General features: G+C 68.4%; 25 protein-coding genes. 18 read left to right on the top strand and 7 right to left on the bottom strand.

Going from position 1 to position 25,055, the window contains the following annotated elements:
* Positions 1–2,402 (top strand): amino acid adenylation domain-containing protein (locus P3H15_RS03530; protein ID WP_276135957.1); only part of this gene is annotated, 2,402 nt, incomplete at its 5' end.
* A 13-nt stretch (positions 2,403–2,415) separates the two neighbouring features.
* A complete protein-coding gene (locus P3H15_RS03525) occupies positions 2,416–2,829 on the top strand; it encodes a DUF1622 domain-containing protein (RefSeq protein ID WP_276135956.1) in 414 nt (137 codons plus the stop codon).
* 15 nt (positions 2,830–2,844) lie between these two features.
* Here P3H15_RS03525 and P3H15_RS03520 read toward each other — a convergent pair whose 3' ends face one another.
* Both P3H15_RS03520 and dapD read right to left on the bottom strand, forming a co-directional pair.
* Entirely contained in the window at positions 2,845–4,209 is a 1,365-nt protein-coding gene (locus P3H15_RS03520; protein ID WP_095860998.1) for an amino acid permease, read from the bottom strand.
* Positions 4,210–4,240: 31 nt separating this feature from the next.
* On the bottom strand, positions 4,241–5,194 hold the full coding sequence (gene dapD, locus P3H15_RS03515; protein ID WP_276135955.1) for a 2,3,4,5-tetrahydropyridine-2,6-dicarboxylate N-succinyltransferase: 954 nt from the start codon (positions 5,192–5,194) through the stop codon (positions 4,241–4,243).
* Between the two features lie 142 nt (positions 5,195–5,336).
* On the opposite strand from dapD, the gene P3H15_RS03510 reads away from it, so the two are divergent.
* The 11 genes from P3H15_RS03510 to P3H15_RS03460 all read left to right on the top strand — a co-directional run bounded on the left by P3H15_RS03510 (position 5,337) and on the right by P3H15_RS03460 (position 14,805).
* On the top strand, positions 5,337–6,320 hold the full coding sequence (locus P3H15_RS03510; protein WP_276135969.1) for an SMP-30/gluconolactonase/LRE family protein: 984 nt from the start codon (positions 5,337–5,339) through the stop codon (positions 6,318–6,320).
* Between the two features lie 41 nt (positions 6,321–6,361).
* Complete coding sequence (gene dapE / locus P3H15_RS03505; RefSeq protein ID WP_276135954.1) at positions 6,362–7,435, top strand: succinyl-diaminopimelate desuccinylase; 1,074 nt, start codon at positions 6,362–6,364, stop codon at positions 7,433–7,435.
* Between the two features lie 42 nt (positions 7,436–7,477).
* On the top strand, positions 7,478–8,275 hold the full coding sequence (locus tag P3H15_RS03500; RefSeq protein ID WP_276135953.1) for a TIGR00730 family Rossman fold protein: 798 nt from the start codon (positions 7,478–7,480) through the stop codon (positions 8,273–8,275).
* Positions 8,269–8,832 carry a TIGR00730 family Rossman fold protein gene (locus P3H15_RS03495; protein ID WP_276135952.1) on the top strand — a complete coding sequence of 188 codons (564 nt, stop codon included), beginning with the start codon at positions 8,269–8,271 and terminating at the stop codon, positions 8,830–8,832. Before P3H15_RS03500 ends, P3H15_RS03495 begins: the two co-directional genes overlap by 7 nt.
* An 84-nt stretch (positions 8,833–8,916) precedes the next feature.
* Entirely contained in the window at positions 8,917–10,692 is a 1,776-nt protein-coding gene (locus P3H15_RS03490) for a long-chain-acyl-CoA synthetase (protein WP_276135951.1), read from the top strand.
* 73 nt (positions 10,693–10,765) lie between these two features.
* Positions 10,766–11,665, top strand: a complete 900-nt coding sequence (folP, locus tag P3H15_RS03485; protein WP_276135950.1) for a dihydropteroate synthase — start codon at positions 10,766–10,768, stop codon at positions 11,663–11,665.
* A gap of 29 nt (positions 11,666–11,694) precedes the next feature.
* Positions 11,695–12,621, top strand: coding sequence for a glucosyl-3-phosphoglycerate synthase (locus P3H15_RS03480; RefSeq protein WP_276135968.1), 927 nt, complete (start codon positions 11,695–11,697; stop codon positions 12,619–12,621).
* 52 nt (positions 12,622–12,673) lie between these two features.
* Entirely contained in the window at positions 12,674–12,985 is a 312-nt protein-coding gene (locus tag P3H15_RS03475; RefSeq protein WP_276135949.1) for a DivIVA domain-containing protein, read from the top strand.
* On the top strand, positions 12,982–13,554 hold the full coding sequence (locus P3H15_RS03470; RefSeq protein ID WP_072949628.1) for a DNA-3-methyladenine glycosylase I: 573 nt from the start codon (positions 12,982–12,984) through the stop codon (positions 13,552–13,554). The genes P3H15_RS03475 and P3H15_RS03470 overlap by 4 nt, the downstream gene beginning before the upstream one ends.
* A gap of 150 nt (positions 13,555–13,704) precedes the next feature.
* Positions 13,705–13,872, top strand: coding sequence for a DUF3117 domain-containing protein (locus P3H15_RS03465; RefSeq protein ID WP_003936084.1), 168 nt, complete (start codon positions 13,705–13,707; stop codon positions 13,870–13,872).
* A gap of 90 nt (positions 13,873–13,962) precedes the next feature.
* Complete coding sequence (locus tag P3H15_RS03460; protein ID WP_276135948.1) at positions 13,963–14,805, top strand: putative RNA methyltransferase; 843 nt, start codon at positions 13,963–13,965, stop codon at positions 14,803–14,805.
* A 3-nt stretch (positions 14,806–14,808) separates the two neighbouring features.
* Here P3H15_RS03460 and glgA read toward each other — a convergent pair whose 3' ends face one another.
* The gene (glgA, locus tag P3H15_RS03455) at positions 14,809–15,978 is read right to left on the bottom strand and encodes a glycogen synthase (RefSeq protein WP_276135947.1); all 1,170 of its coding nucleotides are present in this window, start codon (positions 15,976–15,978) and stop codon (positions 14,809–14,811) included.
* A 121-nt stretch (positions 15,979–16,099) separates the two neighbouring features.
* Here glgA and glgC point away from each other — a divergent pair, with 121 nt between their 5' ends.
* A complete protein-coding gene (gene glgC / locus P3H15_RS03450; protein WP_005239253.1) occupies positions 16,100–17,314 on the top strand; it encodes a glucose-1-phosphate adenylyltransferase in 1,215 nt (404 codons plus the stop codon).
* A gap of 13 nt (positions 17,315–17,327) precedes the next feature.
* Here the strand turns inward: glgC and P3H15_RS03445 are convergent, their stop codons facing one another.
* A complete protein-coding gene (locus P3H15_RS03445; RefSeq protein WP_072949622.1) occupies positions 17,328–17,966 on the bottom strand; it encodes an O-methyltransferase in 639 nt (212 codons plus the stop codon).
* Positions 17,967–18,250: 284 nt separating this feature from the next.
* On the opposite strand from P3H15_RS03445, the gene sigE reads away from it, so the two are divergent.
* The 4 genes from sigE to tatB all read left to right on the top strand — a co-directional run bounded on the left by sigE (position 18,251) and on the right by tatB (position 21,378).
* A complete protein-coding gene (gene sigE, locus P3H15_RS03440; RefSeq protein ID WP_005239257.1) occupies positions 18,251–18,883 on the top strand; it encodes an RNA polymerase sigma factor SigE in 633 nt (210 codons plus the stop codon).
* 16 nt (positions 18,884–18,899) lie between these two features.
* Positions 18,900–19,262, top strand: a complete 363-nt coding sequence (locus P3H15_RS03435) for an RNA polymerase subunit sigma-70 (protein WP_276135946.1) — start codon at positions 18,900–18,902, stop codon at positions 19,260–19,262.
* 94 nt (positions 19,263–19,356) lie between these two features.
* A complete protein-coding gene (locus P3H15_RS03430; protein WP_276135945.1) occupies positions 19,357–20,877 on the top strand; it encodes a S1C family serine protease in 1,521 nt (506 codons plus the stop codon).
* Positions 20,878–20,946: 69 nt separating this feature from the next.
* The gene (tatB, locus tag P3H15_RS03425; RefSeq protein ID WP_276135944.1) at positions 20,947–21,378 is read left to right on the top strand and encodes a Sec-independent protein translocase protein TatB; all 432 of its coding nucleotides are present in this window, start codon (positions 20,947–20,949) and stop codon (positions 21,376–21,378) included.
* Positions 21,379–21,444: 66 nt separating this feature from the next.
* Here tatB and P3H15_RS03420 read toward each other — a convergent pair whose 3' ends face one another.
* The 3 genes from P3H15_RS03420 to P3H15_RS03410 all read right to left on the bottom strand — a co-directional run bounded on the left by P3H15_RS03420 (position 21,445) and on the right by P3H15_RS03410 (position 24,959).
* On the bottom strand, positions 21,445–22,581 hold the full coding sequence (locus P3H15_RS03420) for an Mrp/NBP35 family ATP-binding protein (protein ID WP_276135943.1): 1,137 nt from the start codon (positions 22,579–22,581) through the stop codon (positions 21,445–21,447).
* A gap of 23 nt (positions 22,582–22,604) precedes the next feature.
* Positions 22,605–23,483 (bottom strand): lytic transglycosylase domain-containing protein, encoded by an 879-nt coding sequence (locus P3H15_RS03415; protein ID WP_276135942.1) that lies wholly within the window; start codon positions 23,481–23,483, stop codon positions 22,605–22,607.
* Between the two features lie 291 nt (positions 23,484–23,774).
* The gene (locus P3H15_RS03410; RefSeq protein WP_276135941.1) at positions 23,775–24,959 is read right to left on the bottom strand and encodes a lytic transglycosylase domain-containing protein; all 1,185 of its coding nucleotides are present in this window, start codon (positions 24,957–24,959) and stop codon (positions 23,775–23,777) included.
* Positions 24,960–25,055: the final 96 nt, after the last annotated feature.

Here is a 25,055-nt window from a genome sequence, read left to right as displayed (position 1 = left end):
CACTGGAGCGGTCACCCGAGTTGATCGTCGCGCTTCTGGCGGTCCTCGAGGCCGGCGGCGCATACCTCCCCATCGACCCCCGCTATCCGAGTGCACGAATCGGGACCATCCTCGCCGACGCCGCGCCACGGTTGATCCTCACCGACACCCTGACCGATAACATGTTGCCCGACAACGACACCCCTAGAGTTCTCCTCGATGCCATCTCCGACGAGGGCGGGCAGTCGGAGGGGAGTGGCTCCGACGACAACGACGACGCAACACCTCTACGACCGGGCAACGCCGCCTACGTGATGTACACCTCCGGGTCGACGGGTGTTCCGAAGGGTGTCGCCGTGAGCCATCGGAGCGTGGTGTCGCTGTTCGCCGGTACTGCAGGCTGGGCCGGCTTCGGTGCCGGGGACGTGTGGGCGTGGTGTCATTCGGTCGCGTTCGATTTTTCGGTGTGGGAATTGTGGGGGGCGTTGGTGCACGGAGCCCGGATTGTGGTGGTGCCGTGGGAGACCGTGCATTCGCCGGCCGGATTGTGGGAGGCGGTGGTCCGGGAGCGGGTGACAGTTCTCGCTCAGACGCCCTCGGCGTTCTACGAGTTCGCCGAAGTCGAGCGTGAGGATCCTGCAGTGGGGTCTGATTCGGTGCTGCGGATGGTGGTGTTCGGCGGTGAGGTGTTGGATCCGGCCGGGTTGCAGGGCTGGTATCGGGACGAGCGCTCGAATCCTCCGATTCTGGTCAACGGGTACGGGCCGACCGAGACGACGGTCTTCGCGGCAACCTTCGTGCTACCGGAGCCGGGCGAACGCGCCGACCGCGTGAGTGTGCCGATCGGGGCGCCCGTGGGCAACACGCGGGTGTTCGTGCTGGGTGCGGGCTTGCTTCCAGTCCCGGTGGGTGCGGTCGGGGAGTTGTACGTCGCCGGAGTGCAGTTGGCTCGCGGTTATCTCGGGCGGACGGGGTTGACGGCCGAGCGATTCGTGGCTTGCCCGTTCGGCGAGCCGGGTGCGCGAATGTACCGAACCGGGGATCTGGTGCGCTGGACCGCCGGCGGAGTGCTCGAATTCTGCGGAAGAGCGGACTCGCAGGTCAAGATTCGCGGATTCCGGGTCGAACCCGCGGAGATCGAGGCGGTTCTACTGAAACATCCGGCCGTGACTCAGGCGGCGGTGGTGGCCCGAGATACCGCCACCGGGGTCGGATTGGTCGGTTACGTGGTCTCCGACGCCACCGACACCGGCACCCGTGTCGACGTCCGTCGTTTTGCGGCCAGGATGCTGCCGGAGTACATGGTTCCGGCAGCGGTGGTGGTGCTGGATCGGTTGCCGTTGACGGTGAACGGGAAACTGGATCGGCGAGCATTGCCGGCACCGGACTTCATCGGTGGGGTGTTCCGGGCGCCGCGGTCACCGGTGGAGCAGACTCTGACCTCGCTCTACGCGGAGGTTCTCGGGGTTTCCCGGGTGGGGATCGACGACAGTTTCTTCGACCTGGGTGGGCATTCGTTGTCGGCGACGCAGTTGGTGAGCCGGATTCGGTCGGTGTCCGGGGTGGAGGTCCCGATCCGGGTGATCTTCGAGTCTCCGACGGTCGCCGAACTCGCACCCCGTATGGGTGAGGAAATCGAACCCGGCTTGCTCGATCCGTTCGCCGTCGTCCTCCCGATCCGAAGCGAAGGGTCCGGACCGCCCCTGTGGTGCGTCCATCCGGGCGGCGGACTGAGCTGGTGCTACATGGGCCTTCGCGCCCACCTCCCCGACCAGCCCATATACGGGCTGCAAGCGCGGGGTTTCGACGGGGTGACGCCGCTACCGAAGTCGATCGAGAGTATGGCCGCCGACTATCTCGAGCAGATCCTCGCCGTTCAGCAAGACGGCCCGTTCCTTCTGCTGGGATGGTCGTTCGGTGGCCTCGTCGCCCATGCGATCGCCACCGCTCTGGAACGTCGAGGACTCGAGGTCGCACTCCTCGCGATGCTGGACAGCGTGCCCGGTGCAGGGGATCTCGTCCTCGGCGAGGCGGCGCCTTCGGACGACGACATTCGACAGTCGATCCGGGCATGGGCGCAGAGCCGCTACGGCGAGATCGTCGATTCGCCCGACACTGCGCCCATCTGGGATGCCGCACGTGCAATCTATCGGAACGACCTACGGTTGTCCGCCGACCACGTACCGCAGACATATCACGGTGACGTGGTGTTTCTCCGTCCGACATTGACGGATGACGACACGATGTCGAGCGAGTCCTCGTCCGACTTGTGGCGCGCATACGTCACCGGTGACATCGTCACCCACGACGTTCACAGCACGCACGCCGATATGGATCAGCCGCGTCCGCTCGCCGAGATCGCGCTGATCATCGATCAGGAACTGGCCACGCGGGGTCGACGCACACGACAGACGGACGTCTGACGAAGGGACGCACATGGATACTCACCGGTTCTTCGAGGTCGCGACCGAACTGTTCGAAGTGCTCGGTGTCTCGTCCATGGTTCTCGGGTTCGGGTTCGCCTTCTTCCTCGCGGTGCGCACATGGAGGAGGTCCGGTGACGGTGCAAGGGCGTTCAAGACCCTGCGGGAGTCGCTCGGCGGAGCGATCCTGCTCGGTCTGGAATTGCTCGTCGCCGCAGACATCGTCAAGACCGTCACCTCGACACCGTCGCTGACCGATGCCGCCGTGCTCGGTGTGATCGTGCTGATCCGCACCGTGCTGAGTCTATCGATCGAGATCGAGATCGAGGGTGTCGCGCCGTGGCGGAAGGCCCTGGTGACCGGACCGCAGGTCCTTGCCCACGCGGCGCGCACCTCCGCCGATCCGGATCGGACACCCGACCGGTGAGTGCCCGGACCCGGGTCACACCGTCCGGGAACGCCTCCGCAGCCGGGTATTGAGCACGCCGAGTGCCGCGATGACGAGGAACAACACGCACGTCGAGATCAGCTGGGTTCGGGCGTCGCTGTCGAACAGCATCAGCACGACGAAACCGCCGAGCATCGCGAGCGTGAGATAGCTGAGCCAGGGGAACAACCACATCCGCACCGTCAGCTTGCCCTCGCGTTCGAGGCGTGGGCGCAACTTCAGGTGCGAGACGACGATGAAGATCCAGATGACGAGCAGCGCCGAACCGACGGCGTTCAGGAGCAGTCCCAGCAGGTCGTCGGGCAGCCACCAGTTGAGCAGCACGCTGACGAAACCGAAGAACACCGACAGCAGCACCGCATTGAGCGGCACCCCGGAATTCGAGATCCGGGCCATGAATGCGGGTCCGTCGCCGCGCCGCGACAGCGAATACGCCATCCGCGACGTGCCGTAGATGTTGGCGTTGAAAGCCGACAGCAACGCCACCACGACCACGAGTTCCATGAACCCCGCCACGTACGGGATGTGCGCCTGGTTGAGAACGGCCACGAACGGCCCGCTCTTCAGGTCCGACGAGTCCCAGGGAAGAACGAGCACCATGATCGAGATCGAACCGAGGTAGAAGACGCTGATGCGCCAGACGACGCTGCGCACCGCCACGGCGATCGAACGCTCCGGGTCTTCGGATTCGGCGGCGGCGATGGTCACGATCTCGATGCCGCCGAACGCGAACGCCACCACCAGCAGTCCCGCAGCGACACCGGCGAAGCCCTCCGGCATGAACCCGCCGTGCCCGAAGAGGTTGGTGGTGCCCACCGGTTCGGTGTCCGGGAGCAGGCCGAACACCAGCAGCACACCGATCACCAGGAACCCGATGATGACGGTGACCTTGATGGCCGCGAACCAGAACTCGAACTCGCCGAAATTACTGACCTTCGCGAGGTTGACGGCCGCGAAGAAGATCACGAACACGAGCGCCACGACCCACTGCGGCACCCCGGGCAGCCAGCCGCTCACGATGCCCGCGGCGCCCGTGATCTCGGCGCCGAGCACCATGATCAGCATGAACCAGTAAAGCCACCCCATCACGAATCCGGCCCAGTCGCCGATGCCGATCCGCGCGTAGTGCGAGAAGGATCCGCTGGCAGGGATCGCCGCTCCCATCTCGCCGAGCATCCGCATCACGAAGACGACGATGATGCCGGCGAGAAGGTAGGAGACGAGGACGGCCGGACCGGCGGTCGCGATGCCGACACCGGTACCGAGGAACAGTCCGGCGCCGATCGCGGAACCGAGGCCCATCATCGTCAGGTGACGGACCTTCAGGCCCCGGCCGAGGGTGCCGGTCGAATCGGTCATGGTGCCGGGTGTTCGCGAACCGCTCACAGTGTCAGTCGTTGGCGTGCAGAGCGGCGTTCAATTCCACGCCGGTGCCCTTCCACGGCACGACCTCGACGGCCCCGGACACCGAGTTGCGACGGAAGAGCAGGTTGGACTGGCCGTTGAGTTCCTTGGCCTTCACGACGGTGCCGTCCGGGCCGGTGACCTTGGTGCCCGCGGTCACGTACAGGCCGGCCTCGAGGACACAGTCGTCGCCGAGCGAGATGCCGAGGCCGGCATTGGCGCCGAGCAGGCAGCGCTTGCCGACGGAGATGGTCTCCTTGCCGCCGCCGGACAGGGTGCCCATGATCGAGGCGCCGCCGCCCACATCGGATCCGTCGTCGACGACGACGCCCGCGGAGATACGTCCTTCGACCATCGAGCTGCCGAGCGTGCCGGCGTTGAAGTTGACGAAACCCTCGTGCATCACGGTGGTGCCGCTGGCCAGGTGCGCGCCGAGACGGACGCGGTCGGCGTCGGCAATGCGGACGCCCGACGGGACGACGTAATCGACCATGCGCGGGAACTTGTCGACACCGAACACGGTCACGACACCGCGGATACGGAGGCGGGACCGCACCTTCTCGAAGCCCTCGACCGCGCACGGTCCGAAGTTGGTCCACACCACGTTGGACAGCAACCCGAACAGTCCGTCGAGGTTGACGCCGTGCGGGGCCACCAGGCGATGCGAGAGGAGGTGAAGGCGCAGGTAGGCGTCGTGGGCGTCGGCCGGCGGCGCGGACAGGTCGGCGATGGTGGTGCGCACCACGATCTGGTCGACCTCTCGTGCCTCGTCGGGTCCGGCAAGAAGTGCCAGATCGGAGGGGATGTCGCCACCCTCGATCCGCACGGTGCCCGCGCTGTCGAAGGTTCCCAGCTCAGGCGCCGGGAACCAGGTGTCGAGGATCGTGCCGCCGACGGTCACGTTGGCGATGCCTACTGCTGATGCTCCCTGTGTGCTCACGGCAGTAGAGGTTACTGCCTCATTACTCGGGCATTCTCGAGCGGTCGTTATCTGGGCGTGATCGATTCGAAACCAAGCGGGTTCCGGGCTCATGGGGGACCATGCACGGGGCACGTGCGAGACACCGGGAGAGGGCGTGGCGATGCGTATTTCGGAGTGGGGTCGGGTGACCGGAGGCTCACGGTGGGGTCGAGTCACGGGCCGTGGCCTGCGGGCCGTGGCCGCGGGCGCGCTGCTCGCCGGGGTGGTGTCAGTGGCGGCGCCGCAGACCGCGTCCGCCGCACCGGTCTGCCCGGGTGCGGGCCAGCCACCGGTTCTCGTGGGGCGGGTGCCGGGTGCCGCGCTGGAGGGCGTCGCCGTGGACGGCGGCGGCCGCCTCTACACGACGGACCTTCTCAGCGGGCGCGTGTTCCGCCTCGACGCGCCGGGAGCGCCGGCGGTCCCCGTCGCGACGGTCCCCGGCGGCAGGGGCGCGGGCGCCCTCGCCTGGGCGTCGGACGGATCACTGCTGGTGGGGTACGGCGCCGACGCCCGCGTCCTCCTCGGCGACATCCTGCGTCCGGGCGCGATCGCGAAGCTGAACACCGCCACCGGCACACTCACCCCCTTCGTATCGGGCCTGAGCGCGGCGGACGGACTCGACGTCGACGCCGCCGGGACCGCATACGCCACCAACGACTTCGGAACGCAGATCGGGCGGGTGTTCCCCGACGGCCGCGTCGAACCGAACTGGGCGACGCTGCCCAGCGCGAACGGTGCGGTGCTCGGTGTGGACGACCGGTACCTCTACGTGTCGCGGACGTTCGTGAATCCGGGCGTGAGCCGGATCCCGATCGCGAACCCGGGTGCGCCCGAAAGCATCCTCGACCTGTCCGGCCTCGACACGTTCGCGGCTCCCGACGGCCTGACCCTGGATTCGCGGGGCCGCCCGGTGGTCCCGGCCAACGTGCGCGGCGAGATCTGGCGCGTCGACTCCCCGGGGCAGTACTGCGTGCTGGCGTCGGGATTGCCGATGTCGAGCATGGTCGTCTACGGGCAGGGGTCCGGCGGCTTCTCCACGGGACGGTTGTTCCGCATCGGTTTCGACGGCGCGATCTACGAGATCCCGGGTGGCTTCGACGGGTAGCAACGCCGCAGCGGGAAGACGGGTCGGCTTAGGGTGGACGGGTGAACACACTCGACCTCCACGCCGATCCCATCGACCTCACCGCCGCGCTGGTGGACATCCCCAGCGTCTCGCACGACGAGTCGGTGATCGCCGCCGCCGTCGAGTCGGCGCTGCGGGAGCAGACCACCGGTTTCGAGATCATCCGCAACGGCAACGCGGTGCTCGCCCGCACCGATCGGGGACTCCCGAGCCGGGTGATGCTCGCCGGTCACCTCGACACCGTGCCGATCGCGGACAACGTGCCCTCCCGGCGTGAGGGCGACCTGCTGCACGGGTGTGGAACTGTCGACATGAAGTCGGGCGACGCGGTGTTCCTGCATCTGGCCGCCACCGTGGAGAACCTCGCGCACGACCTGACGCTGGTGTTCTACGACTGCGAGGAGATCGCGGCCGTCCACAACGGGCTCGGGCGGATCGAACGTGAGATCCCCGAGTGGTTGCGTGCGGACGTCGCGATCCTGGGCGAGCCGACGGGTGGGCTCATCGAGGCGGGCTGCCAGGGCACGCTGCGGGTGACGCTGACCACCCGCGGCACCCGCGCGCACTCCGCGAGATCGTGGCTCGGCGACAACGCGATCCACCGGTTCGCACCGGTACTGCAGCGGCTGTCGGACTACACCGCGCGGTCGGTGGACATCGACGGCTGCGTGTACCGGGAGGGGCTGTCCGCCGTGCGGATCACCGGCGGTGTCGCGGGCAACGTGGTCCCGGACGCCGCGGAGATGGACGTGAACTTCCGCTTCGCGCCCGACCGCAGCGGCGAGCAGGCCATCGACCACGTGCGGGAGGTCTTCGACGGCCTCGAGCTGGGTCTCGAGGTCACGGACTTGTCGCCGGGTGCGCTCCCCGGGCTGACGGATCCGGCGGCCGCGGCCCTCATCGAGGCGGCAGGCGGCGAGTTCCGCGCCAAGTACGGGTGGACGGACGTGTCCCGGTTCTCCGCACTCGGCATCCCGGCCGTCAACTACGGTCCGGGCGATCCGAACCTCGCGCACAAGCGGGACGAGCACGTCCCCGTCCAGCAGATCACCGACGTGGCGACCGTGCTCCGCGCCTATCTGAGCACTCCGTGACTGCCCGGTGCCCCGAACGGGCCACCCGTTAGCCTGGGGCGCATGGCACCCGAGAAGAACAATTACGGGCGGAAGTCCTCGTCCGTGAAGCACCGGGGTCCGGTGCAGTTGAGGCGCGCCCGCAAGGACGACACCACCACCGACGAGCAGTTGCTCGACGAGCGGGGGCAGACCGACTGGGTGCACACCGACCCGTGGCGGGTCCTGCGGATCCAGAGCGAGTTCGTCGAAGGGTTCGGCGCCCTGGCCGAGGTGCCGCGTGCGGTCACCGTGTTCGGGTCGGCCCGCACCGAGCCCGGTCACCCCGAGTACGAGGCAGGCAGGGCGCTGGGTGCGCGCCTGGCCGAGTCCGGATACGCCGTCATCACCGGCGGCGGCCCCGGTGTCATGGAGGCCGCCAACCGCGGCGCCAGCGAATCGGGCGGATACTCCATCGGCCTCGGCATCGAGTTGCCGTTCGAGCAGGGCCTCAACGAATGGGTCGACCTGGGTATCAACTTCCGGTACTTCTTCGCCCGCAAGACGATGTTCGTGAAGTACTCGCAGGCGTTCATCTGCCTGCCCGGCGGCTTCGGCACGCTCGACGAACTGTTCGAGGCGCTGACCCTGGTGCAGACGCGCAAGGTCACCCGGTTCCCGATCATCCTGTTCGGCACCGAGTACTGGTCCGGGCTCGTGGACTGGATCCGCGGAACCCTCGAACGCAGCGGCAAGATCTCGGAGGGCGACGTCAACCTGCTGCACGTCACGGACAGTGTCGAGGAGGCGGTGCGGATCGTCGTCAAGTCGCAGCAGGGAGTCGACGAGGGCGAACTGCTCGGAACGGAGGAGCAATGGTGAACCGGGAAACTGTTCCACCGCAGCCGTTCTCGGTGTGCGTCTACTGTGCTTCGGGGCCGGTGGACGCCCACTTCCTGGAACTCGCGGCCCAGGTGGGCACCGAAATCGGAAAGCGTGGTTGGCAACTGGTGTCCGGCGGTGGCAACGTCTCGATGATGGGTGCGGTGGCCGAGGCTGCCCGCGCGGCCGGGGCGATCACCGTCGGGGTCATCCCGAAAGCCCTGGTGCACAGGGAAGTCGCCGACGTCGACGCAGACGAACTCGTCGTCACCGACACCATGCGCCAGCGCAAGCAGGTCATGGAGGACCGGGCCGACGCCTTCGTCACGCTGCCCGGCGGTATCGGCACGCTCGAGGAGCTGTTCGAAACCTGGACGGCGGGCTACCTCGGCATGCACGAGAAGCCGGTCGTCCTGCTCGATCCGCACGGCCACTACACGGGCCTGCTGGACTGGATCGACGGTCTGCGGGGCGGCGGCTTCGTGGCGCAGCGCGCCCTCGACAGGTTGCTCGTCCGGACCGACGTCGGGGAGGCGCTGGACGCCTGCCTCTCCTGAGGCGGCGTCCGATCGCCGTCGTGGCGCACGTTGTTACCGTGCAGTAAGGTGACCTGATTCATACTGCAGGCCTGAGGGGATGTCATGCGTTCTGAAGCACGTTCGACGATCGGTGTGGTCGATCTGGCCAGGCGGTTGCCTGCCCTGATCCCGGAGCTGCCGACCATGGCGAGGGGAGTCCTCGGCCTCATCCGGACCCCCGACGCGAAGGAGTCGATCGGCCTGGTCTTCCAGCGCGCCGCCGCGGCGCACCCGCGCCGCACGTTCCTGCGGTTCGAGGGCGACTCACTGAGCTACCGGAACGCCAACATCCGCGTGAACCGCTACGCCCACGTGCTCACCGACCTCGGCGTGTCGCGCGGGGACGTCGTCGGGATCCTGGGCAAGAACGCCCCCGAGACGCTGCTCATCGCACTCGCCGCCGTCAAGCTCGGCGCCACCGCCGGGATGCTGAACCACAATCAGCGCGGAGACGTACTCGCGCACAGCATCTCGCTGCTCGACAGCCGTGTCCTCGTGGTGTCCGAGGCGTGCGGCGAGGCGATGGACTCGCTCGACGAACCGCCCGCCGTGGCCTCGGTGGTGTACGTCGACGACCTCGACCGGCTCGCCGAGAAGGCCGGCGACGGCAACCCCGAGGTGTGCGAGCAGATCCAGGCCCGGGAGAAGGCCTTCTACATCTTCACCTCCGGCACCACCGGACTGCCGAAGGCCAGCCTGATGAGTCACTTCCGCTGGCTCAAGAGCATGTCCGGACTCGGCAACATGGGAGTCCGGCTGCGCGGCAGCGACGTCCTCTACTGCTGCCTGCCGCTCTACCACAACAACGCGCTGACGGTGTCGCTGTCCTCGGTGCTGGGGTCGGGGGCGACACTCGCGCTGGGCAAGCAGTTCTCGGCGTCCAAGTTCTGGGACGACGTCGCGCTGAACCGGGCCACCGCGTTCACCTACATCGGTGAACTGTGCCGGTACCTGCTGAACCAGCCCGAGAAGCCGGGCGACCGCGACAACGCCGTCCGGCTGATGGTCGGCAACGGGCTCCGTCCGGAGATCTGGTCCGAGTTCACCACCCGGTTCGGCATCTCCCGGGTGGCCGAGTTCTACGGCGCCAGCGAATGCAACATCGCGTTCGTCAACGCCCTCAACGTCGACCGGACCGCAGGCATCTGCCCGCTCCCGCACGCCGTGGTCGAGTACGACGAGGACAACGGTGCGCCGCGGCGGCACTCCGACGGCACACTACGGAGGGTGGCCACCGGCGAGGTCGGTCTGCTGCTGTCGAAGGTGACGGACCGGGCGCCGTTCGACGGCTACACCGACGAGGAATCCACGAACAAGAAACTCGTCCGCGACGCCTTCGACGACGGCGACTGCTGGTTCGACACCGGAGACCTGGTGCGCCGCCAGGGCTGGTCGCACGTCGCGTTCGTCGACCGGCTCGGCGACACGTTCCGCTGGAAGGGGGAGAACGTCGCGACCACCGAGGTCGAGGGCGCGCTTCTCGCGCATCCCGCGGTCGAGCATGCCGTCGTCTACGGCGTCGAGATCCCCGGGACCGACGGTCGCGCGGGAATGGCCGCGGTGACGCTGCACGAGAACGAGGACTTCGACGGCTCCGACGTGGCGGAGTTGCTGTTCCAGCGGCTGCCGTCGTACGCGGTGCCGCTGTTCGTCCGCGTCGTCGACTCGCTGGAGCAGACGTCGACGTTCAAGAGTCGCAAGGTGGAACTCCGCAAGGAGGGCTACGACGTCGAGGACACCGACACGCTGCACGTGCTCTCCGGCCGCAGCGGCGGCTACCAGCGCGCGTACGACGGGTACGTCGAGGAAGTGGCGAAGGGTGCGCTGCCGCGCCCGTGAGTACTTGTTAACCGCCCGCCGTTAACAAGTACTCACGGGTGGTTTCGTTTTGCTGCGTGCCAATATTGGTGACATGGCCGAGAGAGACGTACCGCCCGCGCCCGACCGTCCGTCGCCCACGCTGTGCGGGCGGCCCGTGGCGGTCGACCGTGCGCTGGTGATGGCCATCGTGAACCGGACACCCGATTCGTTCTACGACCGCGGCGCCACGTTCACCGACTCCGCGGCGATGTCGGCGGTCGAGCGGGCCGTGGACGAGGGCGCCGACCTCGTCGACATCGGCGGCGTGAAGGCCGGGCCCGGCGACGTCGTCGACTCGGCGGAGGAGATCCGGCGGGTGGTGCCGTTCGTCGCCGCGATCCGCGGACGCTATCCGGAGTTGCTCATCAGCATCGACACCTGGCGCAGCGACGTGGCCCGGCTGGCCGTCGCCGAGGGCGCCGACCTGATCAACGACACGTGGGCGGGCGCCGACCCGGCGCTCGTCGAGGTGGCCGCGGAGACGGGTGCCGGCATCGTCTGTTCGCACACTGGGGGAGCGGTCCCACGGACCCGGCCGTTCCGCGTCCGCTACGCCGACGTCGTCGCGGACGTCCTCGACGAAGTGGTGTCGGCCGCCGAGAACGCGGCCCGGCTGGGTGTGCCCGCCGACTCGATCCTCATCGATCCGACCCACGATTTCGGGAAAAACACCTATCACGGGCTCGAGTTGTTGCGGCGAGTGGAAGATCTTGTAAATACGGGATGGCCAGTGCTCATGGCGCTGAGCAACAAGGACTTCGTCGGGGAGACTCTAGGGGTAGATCTCGTCGAGCGGTTGGAGGGAACATTGGCAGCGACAGCTATGGCCGCCGCGGGAGGCGCCCGAGTCTTCCGTGTCCACGAAGTTGCCCCCACGCGCCGAGTGGTGGACATGGTGGCCGCGATTCAGGGCCGACGCGCCCCGTCCCGCACCGTGCGGGGGCTGGCATGAGTGCCGTGGGGGCCCGGGCGGCCCGCACGATGTTGGCGGAGGAGCGCGCCCCGCGTTCCTGGGCCGAGGCGAACAGCTGGGACCAGCCGTCGTGGAGCATCGCCGAACTCGAACGGGCCAAGGCGGGGCGCACCGTGTCGGTGGTCCTGCCCGCGCTCAACGAGGAGGAGACCGTCGCCGCGGTGGTGGACACGATCCACCCGCTGCTCGGCGGGCTGGTGGACGAGTTGATCGTGCTCGATTCCGGGTCGACGGATCTGACGGCGGAACGCGCACGCGCAGCGGGCGCCACGGTGATCAGCCGGGAGGAGGCGGTGCCCGCCTTCCCGCCCGTCGCGGGCAAGGGGGAGGTGCTGTGGCGTTCCGTCGCCGCGAGCACCGGCGACCTCATCGCCTTCGTCGACTCGGATCTCATCAACCCGGATCCGGCGTTCGTCCCGAAGCTGCTCGGACCGTTGCTGACGGCCGACGGCATCCATCTCGTGAAGGGTTACTACCGGCGCCCGCTCCGGGTCAGCGGGACGGAGGACGCCAATGGCGGCGGCCGGGTGACCGAACTCGTGGCGCGCCCGATGCTGGCGTCGCTCCGGCCGGAGCTGACGTGCGTGCTGCAGCCGCTGGGCGGCGAGTACGCGGGTACCCGGGAGTTGTTGTCGGCAGTTCCGTTCGCCCCCGGCTACGGCGTCGAGATCGGGCTGCTGCTCGACACGTACGACCGTCTCGGCCTCGGTGCGATCGGCCAGGTCAATCTGGGGGTGCGCAAGCATCGGAACCGTCCGCTGTCCGAACTCGGGGTGATGAGCAGGCAGATCATCGGCACCATGATGCGGCGCTGCGGGGTGCCCGACTCCGGGGCGGGTCTGACCCAGTTCCTGGTGGACGGCGACTCCTTCGTGCCGACGACGACGGACGTCGCGCTGGCCGATCGTCCGCCGATGAACACGGTGTGCCCCTGACCGGGCGCCCCTGACGCGGGAGGCTGTCGGACGTCCGTGACAGGATCGGAGCATGGTGACAGCCCTGCTCTATCTGCTCGTCATGGCGTTCGTCGGCGCGATGCTGTTCCTCGCCGCCAGTGCGGTGTTCGGCCGCTCCGAGGAACTCGCGCCCCTGCCGCCCGGTACCACACTCACGGCCCTGCCCGCCGACGGTGTGACGGGCGCCGACGTGGAGGCGTTGCGATTCCAGCAGACGCTGCGGGGGTACAAGGCGAGCGAGGTCGACTGGGCGCTGGCCCGCCTGGGTCGCGAAATCGATTCGCTGCGTGAACGGTTGGCAACGGTCGAAGCCGAGTCCGACGATCCGGGTGACGCCCGGTGAGCGCCGAGGACAGGGTGCGGTGCGCGTGGGCTGTCGACTCGGACGGGTCCAGCCTGTACCGCGACTATCACGACCTCGAATGGGGTCGTCCACTGCACGGCCGCGACGAATTGTACGAACGGCTGTGCCTCGAAGCGTTCCAGTCCGGACTGTCGTGGATCACGATTCTCCGCAAGCGCGAGGCCTTCCGGGCCGCGTTCGCCGGCTTCGATCCGGAGGCGGTCGCACGGTACACGGAACGGGACGTGGAGCGACTGCTCGGGGACGCGTCGATCGTCCGGAACCGGGCCAAGATCGAGGCGTCGGTGAGCAACGCGCGGGCCCTGCTGGAGTTGTCGGACACCGACCTGGACGCGCTGCTGTGGTCGTTCGCCCCGCCGCCGCGCCCGAGCCGGCCTGCCACCGTGAACGACGTCCCTGCCGTCACGCCCGAGTCCACCGCGATGGCGAAGGAATTGAAGCGCCGGGGGTTCAAGTTTGTGGGTCCTACCACCGCTTATGCACTCATGCAGGCCACCGGGATGGTCGACGACCACGTCGTCGGCTGCTGGGTCCCGATCACTGCCTGAATTGCCGGTGAACCTGCGTATTCGTGACTCAGGTTCCCGGTACTCGTGTCCATAGGGAAGAATGGATGTCACAAGCCTCGCCGAGTGTTGGCGGGGTGCCAAAATTTGTCGAGGCGCAAGCAGGCAGCGCAGATCTGGAGGGAGCAGAGGATGGCGGCCATGAAGCCCCGGACCGGGGACGGTCCCCTCGAAGCAACCAAAGAGGGACGAGGAATCGTCATGCGGGTTCCGCTCGAGGGTGGTGGACGTCTGGTTGTCGAGCTCACCCCGGAGGAAGCTGCCGCACTCGGTGAAGAGCTCAAGGGCGTCACCAGTTAGTCGAGTGCGGAGAGAACCTCACAGGGCAGGCCCCGTCGCCGTTCTCGGTGCGGGGCCTGTTCCGTGTCCGGAACAGGGAGGCGAACGTTCGTGCTGGCCGATGTGACCGACCTGCTGGCCTGCCCGCAGTGCCGGTCGCCGGTGGAACTCGACGAAGGCGCGATCCTGTGTGATGCAGGGCACACCTTCGATGTGGCGCGTCAGGGCTACGTCACCCTGATGACGGGGGCCGGCGGCAAGTTCGACGGCGACAGCCCCGAAATGATCGCCGCACGTGCGGACTTCCTCGGCGGAGGCAGCTTCGACCCGCTGATGGATGCCGTCGCCGACGCGGTGGTGGCGGGCGCCGGGGCCGGCGACGATCCCCGGATCCTCGAGATCGGCGCGGGCACAGGCCACTACCTGGCGCGCGTCCTCGACGCCACCCCGACCGGCCGGGGAATCGGGCTGGACGTGTCCAAGTACGCGGCCCGTCGCATCGCCAGGGCCCACCCGCGTGCGGGGGCGGTGGTTGCCGACGTGTGGCAACACCTTCCGGTGCGCGACCATGTCCTCAGCCACGTCCTGTGCGTGTTCGCGCCCCGCAACGCCGACGAGGCGCACCGGGTGCTGGCCGAGCACGGCTCCCTTGTGGTCCTCACGCCCACGGAGCGGCACCTGGGGGAACTCGTGGACCTGCTCGGCATGGTCCGGGTGGACGACCGCAAGGTCGAGCGGCTCGGGGCCGCGATGTCCGGGCGGTTCGAGCGCACCGGCCACGTGGCGGTGGAGTACCAGATGTCGTTGTCGCACCTCGACGTGACCCGCCTGGTGGGGATGGGGCCGTCGGCGCGGCACCTGACATCCGAGCGGCGCGCATCCTCGATCGCGGCGCTGCCGCAGGAATATCCGGTGACGGCGTCGGTGACGGTGTCCACCTACACCCGGCTCTGAGCGTCAGCGGCGCGACAGCGCGTCCTGGTAGACGTCGAGGGTCTGCTGCGCGATGGCCGCCCAGGAGAACTCGGCTATCGCCCGCGCCCGCCCGGCCTTGCCCATGGCCTCGGCGGTGCCGACGTCGGAGGTGATCGCGTTGACCGACTCGGCCAGCGCCTGCTCGAACGCCTCCGGCTCGTACGAGTTGTAGTGCACCAGACGGCCGGTGACCCCGTCCTCGACCACCTCCGGAATGCCGCCGACGTCGGACGCCACGACCGCGGTCTCGCAGGCCATGGCCTCGAGGTTGACGATCCCCAGCGGCTCGTACACGGACGGGCACACGAAGACGGTTGCGGCCGACAGGATTTCCCGCACCTGTTCGGTGGGGAGCATTTCACGCACCCAGAACACGTTGCCACGGTGCGCCGCGAGGGCGGCGACGGCCTGCTCGGTCTCGGCGGCGATCTCCGGGGTGTCGGGGGCTCCCGCACACAGCACCAGCTGGATCTCGGGCGCGAAGTGGTGTGCTGCGGCGATCAGATGGCCGACGCCCTTCTGCCGCGTGATGCGGCCGACGAACGCCACCATCGGCTGGTCCGGGTCGACGCCGATCTTCGCGAGGGCGGAGTCTCTCGGACCTGCGGGTCCTGCGTGCCAGACCGACGTGTCGATCCCGTTGCGCACCACGTGGACCCGGTGCGGGTCGACGAACGGGTACGCGTCGAGGACGTCGAGTCGCATCCCGGCGCTCACGGCGATCACCGCATCGGCGTGCTCGACGGCGTTGCGCTCGGACCACGAGGAGATGCGGTAGCCGCCGCCCAGTTGCTCCGCCTTCCACGGCCTCCGCGGCTCGAGAGAGTGAGCGGTGAGGATGTGGGGCACGTCGTACAACGCGGACGCCAGATGGCCCGCCAGGCCGGTGTACCAGGTGTGCGAGTGCACGACGTCGGCGCCCGTTGCGGCGTCCGCCATACGCAATTCGGTGGACAGCGTCGCGAGCGCCGGATTGGCCCCGGCCAGCGCGGGATCGGGGGTGTGCACGACCGCCCCGACGCGCGGAGCACCCATACAATGCACGTCCACCTCACACAGCTGCTTCAACTGAGCAACCAGTTCGGTGACGTGTACACCCGCACCGCCATAGATCTCCGGTGGGTATTCCTTGGTCATCATCGCCACCCGCACCGGCCTAACGTAACCGTCCGGGCGGCTTCGGGCCACCGCTCTCGGACACATTCGGGTATCGGAGAAATTGTGAGTCGGCGCTTCGCTGGCGGGGGGAGTGGCCGCCCGATAGGTTGACAGGGTGAGGAGCCAGCCACATGTGCTTGGAATCGTGCTCGCCGGCGGCGAGGGCAAACGTCTCTATCCGCTCACCGCGGATCGGGCGAAGCCTGCTGTGCCTTTCGGAGGCGCCTACCGGTTGATCGATTTCGTGCTCAGCAATTTGGTCAATGCGGGATACCTCCGCCTGTGTGTTCTGACGCAGTACAAGTCGCACTCGTTGGACCGCCACATCTCTCAGACGTGGCGACTGTCCGGGTTCGCGGGGGAGTACATCACTCCCGTTCCCGCGCAGCAACGTCTGGGTCCGCGCTGGTACACCGGCAGCGCGGACGCGATCCTGCAGTCGCTGAACCTCGTCTACGACGAGGATCCCGAGTACATCGTCGTGTTCGGCGCCGACCACGTGTACCGGATGGACCCGGAGCAGATGGTGCAGCACCACATCGAGTCGGGCGCCGGAGTGACGGTGGCCGGGATCCGGGTGCCGCGCAGCGAGGCGTTCGCGTTCGGCTGTATCGACAGCGACGAGTCGGGCCGCATCGTGCAGTTCCTCGAGAAGCCGGCGCATCCGCCGGGAACCCCGGACGACCCCAACATGACGTTCGCGTCGATGGGTAACTACGTGTTCACCACCAAGGTGCTCGTCGACGCCATCCGGGCCGACTCCGAGAACTCCGACTCCGACCACGACATGGGCGGCGACATCATCCCCGCGCTCGTCGAGGCCGGCGAGGCGTCCGTGTACGACTTCAAGGACAACATCGTCCCCGGCGCCACCGACCGCGACCGGGGCTACTGGCGGGACGTGGGAACGCTCGACGCGTTCTACGACGCCCACATGGATCTCGTGTCGGTCCACCCCATCTTCAACCTCTACAACCGGCGCTGGCCGATCCGCGGCGAGACGGAGAACCTGGCGCCCGCCAAGTTCGTGCAGGGCGGCCTCGCGCAGGAGTCCGTGGTCGGGGCGGGGTGCATCCTGTCGGCGGCGACGGTGCGCAACTCCGTGCTCAGCTCCAATGTGATGGTCGACAGCGGCGCGACCGTGGAGGGCAGCGTCCTGATGCCGGGTGTGCGCATCGGCAAGGGCGCCGTCGTGCGCCGCGCGATCCTCGACAAGAACGTGGTCGTCGGCGACGGGGAGATCATCGGCGTCGACCTCGAGCGCGACAAGCAGCGCTTCGCCGTCAGCAACGGCGGAGTCGTGGCCATCGGCAAGGGCGTCTGGATCTAGCGGACGCGGCCCGTCAGAGCTTGGACGCGCAGAGCAGGCCGTCGCCGATCGGCAGCAACACCCGGATCAGCTTGTCGTCCTCGGCGAGCGCCTTGGCGGCCTCGCGGACGGCGACGGTCGCGGCGTCCCGCTGGCTCGGGTCGACGACCCGGCCGCCGTGCAGCGCGTTGTGCAGCACGATCGCGCCGCCCGGGCGCAGCAGCCGAACTCCTTCGCGGACGTAGTGCGGGTGGTCGACCGGTGCACTGTCGACGAACACCAGGTCGTACGCCCCGTCGGCGAGTCGCGGCAGGACGTCGAGCGCCCGGCCGTTGATCAGCCTCGTCCGGGCGGGTGCGATGTCGTTGGTCCGGAACGACAGCTTGGCGGCCCGCTGGTGCTCGGGTTCACTGTCGATGGTGGTGAGGACGCCGTCCTCGCGCATGCCCCGGAGCAGCCACAGGCTGCTCACACCCGCGCCGGTGCCGACCTCGACGACCGTCTTGGCGTCCAGCATGCGGGCAAACAGGGCGAGCGCAGCACCGACCGCGGGAGGTACCGGTTCGGCACCGAGGTCGTCCGCCCGCTCCCTGGCCGCACCGAGGGCCTCGTCTTCACGGACAGCCCCTTCTGCGTGGGTGAGTATCCGTTCGGCGTTTGTCTGCACGCACATGAGGCTAACGGGGTCTCGTCATCGCCGCTGCGAGGCGCGCTCGACAACAATGCCGTGACCCGGCCCGGCGCGATTCTCAGGAATACCTCAGCTTGCTCACACCGCACACATATCGGGGTGGGAAAGAGTAAGCCCAACGCCAGATCCGAAGACCGCCCGGCGGGGAGATCACGACGACGGAGGAAAAGTCCGAGAGCCCGGGAACAAATCCCGGCTCCCGGGAGTTGACGCCTATACCACGTCCAGTGATCTGCGGTCCTGAGTAGGAGGATCCACTTAACTCGATGAGCAACCACACGATGGCTCCAGACGAGAGAAACACCGACGAGCAGCTGTCGGACGCCGAGCTGACGGGCACCGCTGTGTTCGATGCCACAGGCGAGAAGTCCGCCATGCCGTCGTGGGACGAACTCGTCCGCGAGCACGGCGACCGAGTCTACCGGCTGGCCTACCGGCTGTCGGGCGACGCGCAGGACGCCGAGGATCTCACCCAGGACACGTTCATCCGGGTGTTCCGATCCTTGTCCGACTACCAGCCCGGCACGTTCGAGGGCTGGTTGCACCGCATCACCACCAACCTCTTCCTCGACATGGTCCGCCGCCGGAACCGCATCCGCATGGAAGCGCTCCCCGAGGACTACGATCGGGTCCCGGCCGACGGGCCGAACCCCGAGGAGATCTACCACGACGCCCGCCTGGACGCCGATCTGCAGGCAGCGCTCGATTCGCTGGCCCCGGAGTTCCGCGCCGCGGTCGTGCTGTGTGACATCGAAGGACTGTCCTACGAGGAGATCGGTGCCACACTGGGTGTGAAGCTCGGAACCGTGCGTAGCCGCATCCACCGCGGCAGGCAGGCTCTGCGCGAGCATCTAGCTGTGAACGGAAAGGTTGACTCCGATCAGATCGGCGTCGGGTAGTTACCAGGAGGGACGAATGACGCAGGGGCGTGTACCTCGCCAGTTTGGCTCCACCGAACACTTGGCGAGTGAGGCGATCGCCGCCTTCGTCGACGGTGAACTCCGCATGTCCGCTTATCTGCGCGCCGCCCACCACCTGTCGATCTGCGCCGAGTGTGCGTTCGAGGTCGACTCCCAGCAGCAGGCGCGGCGTGCTCTGCGTCGCAGCGGTGACGTCGCGATGCCCTCGGGTCTGCTGGGTCTGCTGAGTCAGATCCCCAGCTGCAACCAGGGCGAGCCCGCCGACAAGTCCCCGTTCGACTCCCACACCCCGGATTCGCCGGTCACGAGCGAGTACTCGATCACCAGCCGGATCTGGTCCCGGCGTTGGCGCCGTTGAGCGCAGCCGGACCGACGACGGCGGTGTCCCCGCCCGGCGGGGCATCGGTGATACTGGGGCGCGTGACTGACGCACACGAGGGGGACACGACAGCGTGACGGCGGATTACAAGACTCCGGGTTCCGATGCGGCGGCGCCCGACGGTCCCGTGGCGGACGAGTCGGGCACGCTGCGTCCAGCGGACGCCCCACGGCTCGATCCGAGACCCGTCTACCGGCCGCAGATCGATGCGGCGTCCAGTCGCGCATTCGGCCGACCGGGTGGCGTCACCGGTTCCTTCGCTCCGTCGGATGCCCGGCGTGAGAGCGAACCCTCGATGAAGGTCGGTGCACCCGACCCCGTGCTGGCGGAGGCGTTCGGCCGCCCGGACGGCGAGGTCGACACCATTCAGCGCGATCCCCACCGCAAGATCGCCGCCCCGGCAGTCGAGGCCCCGCCCGCGGACCCGTGGCGCGACCCCGCAGCGGGTGTCGAACTCGGCTCCCCGGCGTTGCACGCCACGGAACACTCGCGACCGCCCGCCCCCGCTCTCAGCGCCCGAGAGGTCCTGTTCGGCGGCAAGGTGGCGCCGAAAGCGCTCGCCGCGCTGGGCGGAATCGCGCTCGCGATCGGTCTGGTCGGTGGCCTGCTCGCCGCAGTGATCACCGCCGATCGCAGCTCGCTGACCAGCGACAGCGTCACCCTCGTCCAGGGCGGCGACGAGGACCTCGGCCAGTCGCCCGTCGCGCAGGTCGCGGACGCCGTCCTGCCCTCCGTCGTGTCCATCCAGGTGGCGGTCGGCGACCAGGGCAGTACCGGTTCGGGTGTCGTCATCGACGGCGCCGGTTACATCGTCACCAACAATCACGTCATCTCCGCCGCCGCCACCGCCCCCGACGGCGGCAAGATCCAGGTGATCTTCTCCGACGGAACCAAGGCCGACGCCCAGATCGTCGGTCGCGACATCAAGACCGACCTGGCCGTGCTCAAGGTCTCCGCCGACAATCTGACGGTCGCAGAACTCGGCAGGTCCGGGGACGTGCAGGTCGGTGAGGACGTCGTCGCCGTCGGTTCGCCCCTCGGACTCAGCAAGACCGTCACCCGAGGCATCGTCAGTGCCCTGCACCGCCCGATGCGACTGTCCGGCGAGGGCTCCGACACGAATGCCGTCATCGACGCCGTCCAGACGGACGCCGCCATCAACCACGGCAACTCGGGCGGCGCGCTCGTCGACGACACCGGCCGGGTGATCGGCATCAACACCGCCATGCTCAGCGAATCCGGTGGCTCGGTGGGTCTCGGCTTCGCGATTCCCATCGACGACGTCACCACGGTCGCTCAGACCCTCATCCGGGACGGGCAGATGCATCACCCGGACATCGGCGTCAACGCCCGCACCGTCGTCAACGACAACACCAGCGGAGCCCAGGTGGCCAACGTCCGCTCGGACAGCCCGGCCGCGCGGGCGGGCATCGTCGAGAACGACGTCATCGTCAAGGTCGGCGACCGCACGGTCACGAGCGCCGACGAGTTGGTCGTCGCCGTCAACCTGCAGAAAATCGGCGAGCCCGTCCGGGTTCAGCTGATTCGCGAGGGCCGGCTCGTCGATGTCGACGTGACCCCGGCCTCCGACTGACTCGAGAGGTTGCTGTGAAATCGCTCCGCCACCTGGGCATGCACCCGCACCGCACAGTAGGCTGACCACGTGTTCGGCAACATTGGTTGGGGCGAGTTCATGGTCCTCCTCGTCGCGGCTCTGGTTATCTTGGGACCCGAGCGGCTTCCGGGTGCGATCAGCTGGGTTACGAAGTCACTGAGGCAGGTCCGTGAGTATGCGAGCGGCGCCAGCCAGCAACTCAAGGACGAACTCGGCCCGGAGTTCGAGGATCTCCGCAAGCCGCTGGCGGATCTCAATCAGCTCCGCGGAATGACGCCGCGTGCCGTCATCACCAAACACCTTCTCGACGGTGACGATTCGATTCTCACCGGCAACTTCGACAAGCCGAGTTCGGTGTCGTTCGACAAGTCGAACCCGGGAACGAAGGCCGTCAGCGCCGATCCGTCGACGCCCACTGCTCCGCAGAACAAGCCGCTCACGGCGGGCGAGCGCCCCCCGATCGACCTCGACGCCACGTAGGCCCCTCGGGCTCGTGCGCCTTTGTGGTTGCTGGAGCAACCAGAAAGGCGCACGGGCGCGGAGCGCCTAGAGGTGCCGGGTGGTGTCGATCCCCAGCGACATTCCGGCGAGCCCGCGCTTGCGGACGGCCAGCTTCTCCGCGATGTCGCGGAGTGCCGTCGCGGCCGGGGAATCCGGCTGGCCGAGGACGATGGGGACGCCGCCGTCGCCGCCCTCCCGGACGGCCTGCTCGAGCGGGATCTGCCCGAGCAGCGGCACCTTCGCGCCCACCGCCTTCGTGAGGCGGTCGGCGACGGCCTGACCGCCACCGGAACCGAAGATGTCCATCCGGCTGCCGTCGGGCATGTCCATCCAGGACATGTTCTCGACGACGCCGACGATGCGCTGACGGGTCTGCAGGGCGATGGCACCGGCGCGCTCGGCCACTTCGGCGGCGGCCTGCTGCGGGGTGGTGACGACGAGGATCTCCGCGCCGGGGATCAGCTGCGCGACGGAGATGGCGACGTCGCCGGTTCCCGGCGGCAGATCGAGCAGCAGGACGTCGAGATCGCCCCAGAAGACGTCGGCGAGGAATTGCTGCAGCGCGCGGTGCAGCATCGGTCCGCGCCACACGACCGGGGTGTTGCCCTGGGTGAACTGGGCGATGGAGATCATCTTCACGTCGTGCGCGACGGGCGGCATGATCATGCGTTCGACCTGTGTGGGCTTGGCGTCGGTGCCGAGCATGCGGGGCACGGAATGGCCGTAGATGTCGGCGTCGAGCACGCCCACCGACAGTCCGCGGGCGGCCAGCGCGGCGGCCAGGTTGACCGTGACGCTGGACTTGCCGACGCCACCCTTGCCGGACGCGACCGCGTAGACGCGGGTGAGCGAACCGGGCTGGGCGAACGGGATGACGGGCTCGGCCGAGTCTCCGCGCAGCGACTTGCGGAGTTCGGTGCGCTGCTCGTCGCTCATCACGTCGAGTTCGACGCGGATCGCACCGACGCCGGGGACGTCCGCCACGGCCTTGGTGACACGGTCGCTGATCTCGGTCCGCATCGGGCAGCCCGCGGTGGTCAGGTAGATCGCGATGTCGACGCTGTCGTCGGCCGCGATGTCGATGCTCTTGACCATCCCGAGTTCGGTGATCGGTTTCCGGATCTCGGGATCCTGGACGCGCGCCAGGGCGCTACGTACAGCGGACTCGCTCAGGACTGGCATGACTCAATGGTAAGGATGTGCGCTCAGTGGATGCGCGGCAGGTCCGCAGCCGCCGGGATGATCCCGCTGGAGTAGCCGGCGGACCATGCGAGCACGTTGGCCACGTAGGCGGCGGAGTTGTTGTACCGGTGCACGGCCTTCGCCGCCTGAATCGGATCCTTGACGTTCAATCCGCCGTCGCACAAGTACTTTCCGGTGGTCAGCGCGGAGTCGAAGACGTTCTGCGGGTCGGCAACGCCGTCGCCGTTGCCGTCGCCCGCGTAGCGGTTCCAGGTCTCGGGCAGGAACTGGGTGGGGCCGACGGCGCGGTCGTAGTTGGTGTCGCCGTCCAGCTTGCCGCCGTCGGTGTCGCGGATGACGGCGTTGCCGCCGAGGCTGCCGTCGAGGACCGGGCCGAGGACGGGGTTGAGCATGTTGCCCTTGTCGTCGGTCTTGCCGTCGTAGGCGTGTGTGGACTCGACGCGGCCGATCCCGGCGATGAGCGTCCAGTACATGCCGCAACCCGGCTGCTCGACCGCGAGAATGCGTTCGGCGTTCTGGTAGGCCGCGACGTTGACGGCGGGGATGCCGAGTGCGCCCTGCGCGATGCTCGTCGGGAGCGGCGGCGTGGCCTGGACGGGTGCGAGTGCCGGCGGCGCGGGCGCTGCCTCGACCGCGGGTGCGGACTCGGCGGCGGTCTCCGCGACGGGGGTGACGGCTTCTGCGGCCTCGGGTGCGGTGTCGGTCGCCTCCTGGGCGACGTCGGCGACCTCCGACGAGGAACTCGTGGACAGGAACGGGACCTTGGGTGCGGCGCCGGCCGTGTTGGCTGCGGTGATCAGTCCGATGGGGACGAGTCCGGTAAGCGCGATGACCGAATTGCGGCGGATATGGGAATCCGTCTTCTTGTTGTGCCGACCCACTCGATTGCCTCCTGCGACCCCCGTCTTGGGGTGTTCCGTTCAACTGACCGGATCGAGGCTACCTGATTCGATATCTTTCCGTTATTCAACCGTGATCAAACGGACTTGTATCGGAGGGTTCCGTTACTCGGAGCGCACGTGAGCGAGGGTAACGAACACGGCAAGGTCACGCCAGGACGCAGCGTGGGCTGTTGAAGAGGTGAGCGGGTCGACAGCACACGAACCCGGCGACCCGCACGCGTCACCGCGCGCCCTGCGAGAGGGCAGGTCGCGCGGCGGACGCGGCGGTGATTACCGGGGAGCGGTGACAGCCGGAGCGGTGGCCGGGGGCGCGACCGGAGCGGGGGCTCCCGGGCCGGGCACGGCGGCCGCGGGAGCCGACGGATCGGCGGGCGGGCAGAAGAGCAGGCAGGGCAGTTGTGGCAGCGGCGGGAGCCCGGGAATCGGCGGGGCCGGAGCGGGCGTCGTGGGGGCAGCGGCACCGCCCGTCGACGGCTGCGGGGTGGTCGCGAGATCACGGGGGAGGTCCGATGCGGCAGCGGCAGCGTCGGCGACCCGTCCGGGCGACGGCGAGGCCGACTCCGCCAGCTGGCCCGGTGTCGGAGTTCCCCCGTTCCTGTACGCGTTCGACCAGGTGATGACGTTGGCGGCGTATGCGGCCGAGTTGTTGTAGCGCAGGACCGCGCGGGTCTCCTGGAGCGGATCGCGGAGGTCGAGGCCGCCCGAGCAGAGGTACCGGGCCGCCGCCAGCGTCGCGTCGAACACGTTGTTGGGATCGGCCACGCCGTCGGCGTTGCCGTCCGACGCGTACTTGGCCCACGTGGACGGAATGAACTGCATCGGTCCGACGGCGCGATCGTGCGCGGGGTCGCCGTCCGTGGCGCCGCGGTCGGTGTCACGGATGATCTCGTTGCCCGCCAGCCTGCCGTCGAGAACGGGACCCAGGATCGGGGTGATCGTGGTGCCCACCGAGTCGGTCCGGCCGCCGCCGGCGTGCCCCGATTCGATGCGGCCGATGCCGGCCAGCAGATGCCACGGCAGACCGCACTTGGGGGACTCCGCCATCATCTCGAGTTCCGCGGACCGGTACGCGTTGAGCACGATCTCCGGGATGCCGAGAGCGCTCAAGATCACCGGTGCGGCGATGAGACCGGTGCCGGACGGCGACGTGGAAGATATGGGAGATGTGGGATTTGTCACGGCGGGTGCCGGGGCGGGCGGTGGGGGCGCGGCCCGCTGCGATCGTGCGACCCGCGCTGTGGGAGCCACGATTCCCGCGGGCGGGAGGTACGCGGCGGGGGGAGTGCTTCCCGGCGTGACCGACGACGCTGCGAGGGCGGTCGCCGCACCGGTGGACGAGTAGGCGGTGGCGCTCACGGATGCGCCGCTGATCGCGGAACCGCCGGTCGAGGACCCGAGGGTGGCAACTGCGCCCACGGTCAGGGCAGTCACCGTCAACAGTCCACGTATCCGCACTCGATCACCCCCTGCGGTGCTCTTCGTCTGTGCACACCGCATACATCCGAGAAGATGTGACTGACGTTACATATCCGTGATTGGCCGTGCCGGAGT

This window comes from Rhodococcus sp. T2V, assembly GCF_029269925.1.
Classification (GTDB): domain Bacteria; phylum Actinomycetota; class Actinomycetes; order Mycobacteriales; family Mycobacteriaceae; genus Rhodococcus_F; species Rhodococcus_F koreensis.
Note: the sequence above shows the minus strand (reverse complement) of the source record. Positions and strands in the feature narration are given on the sequence as shown.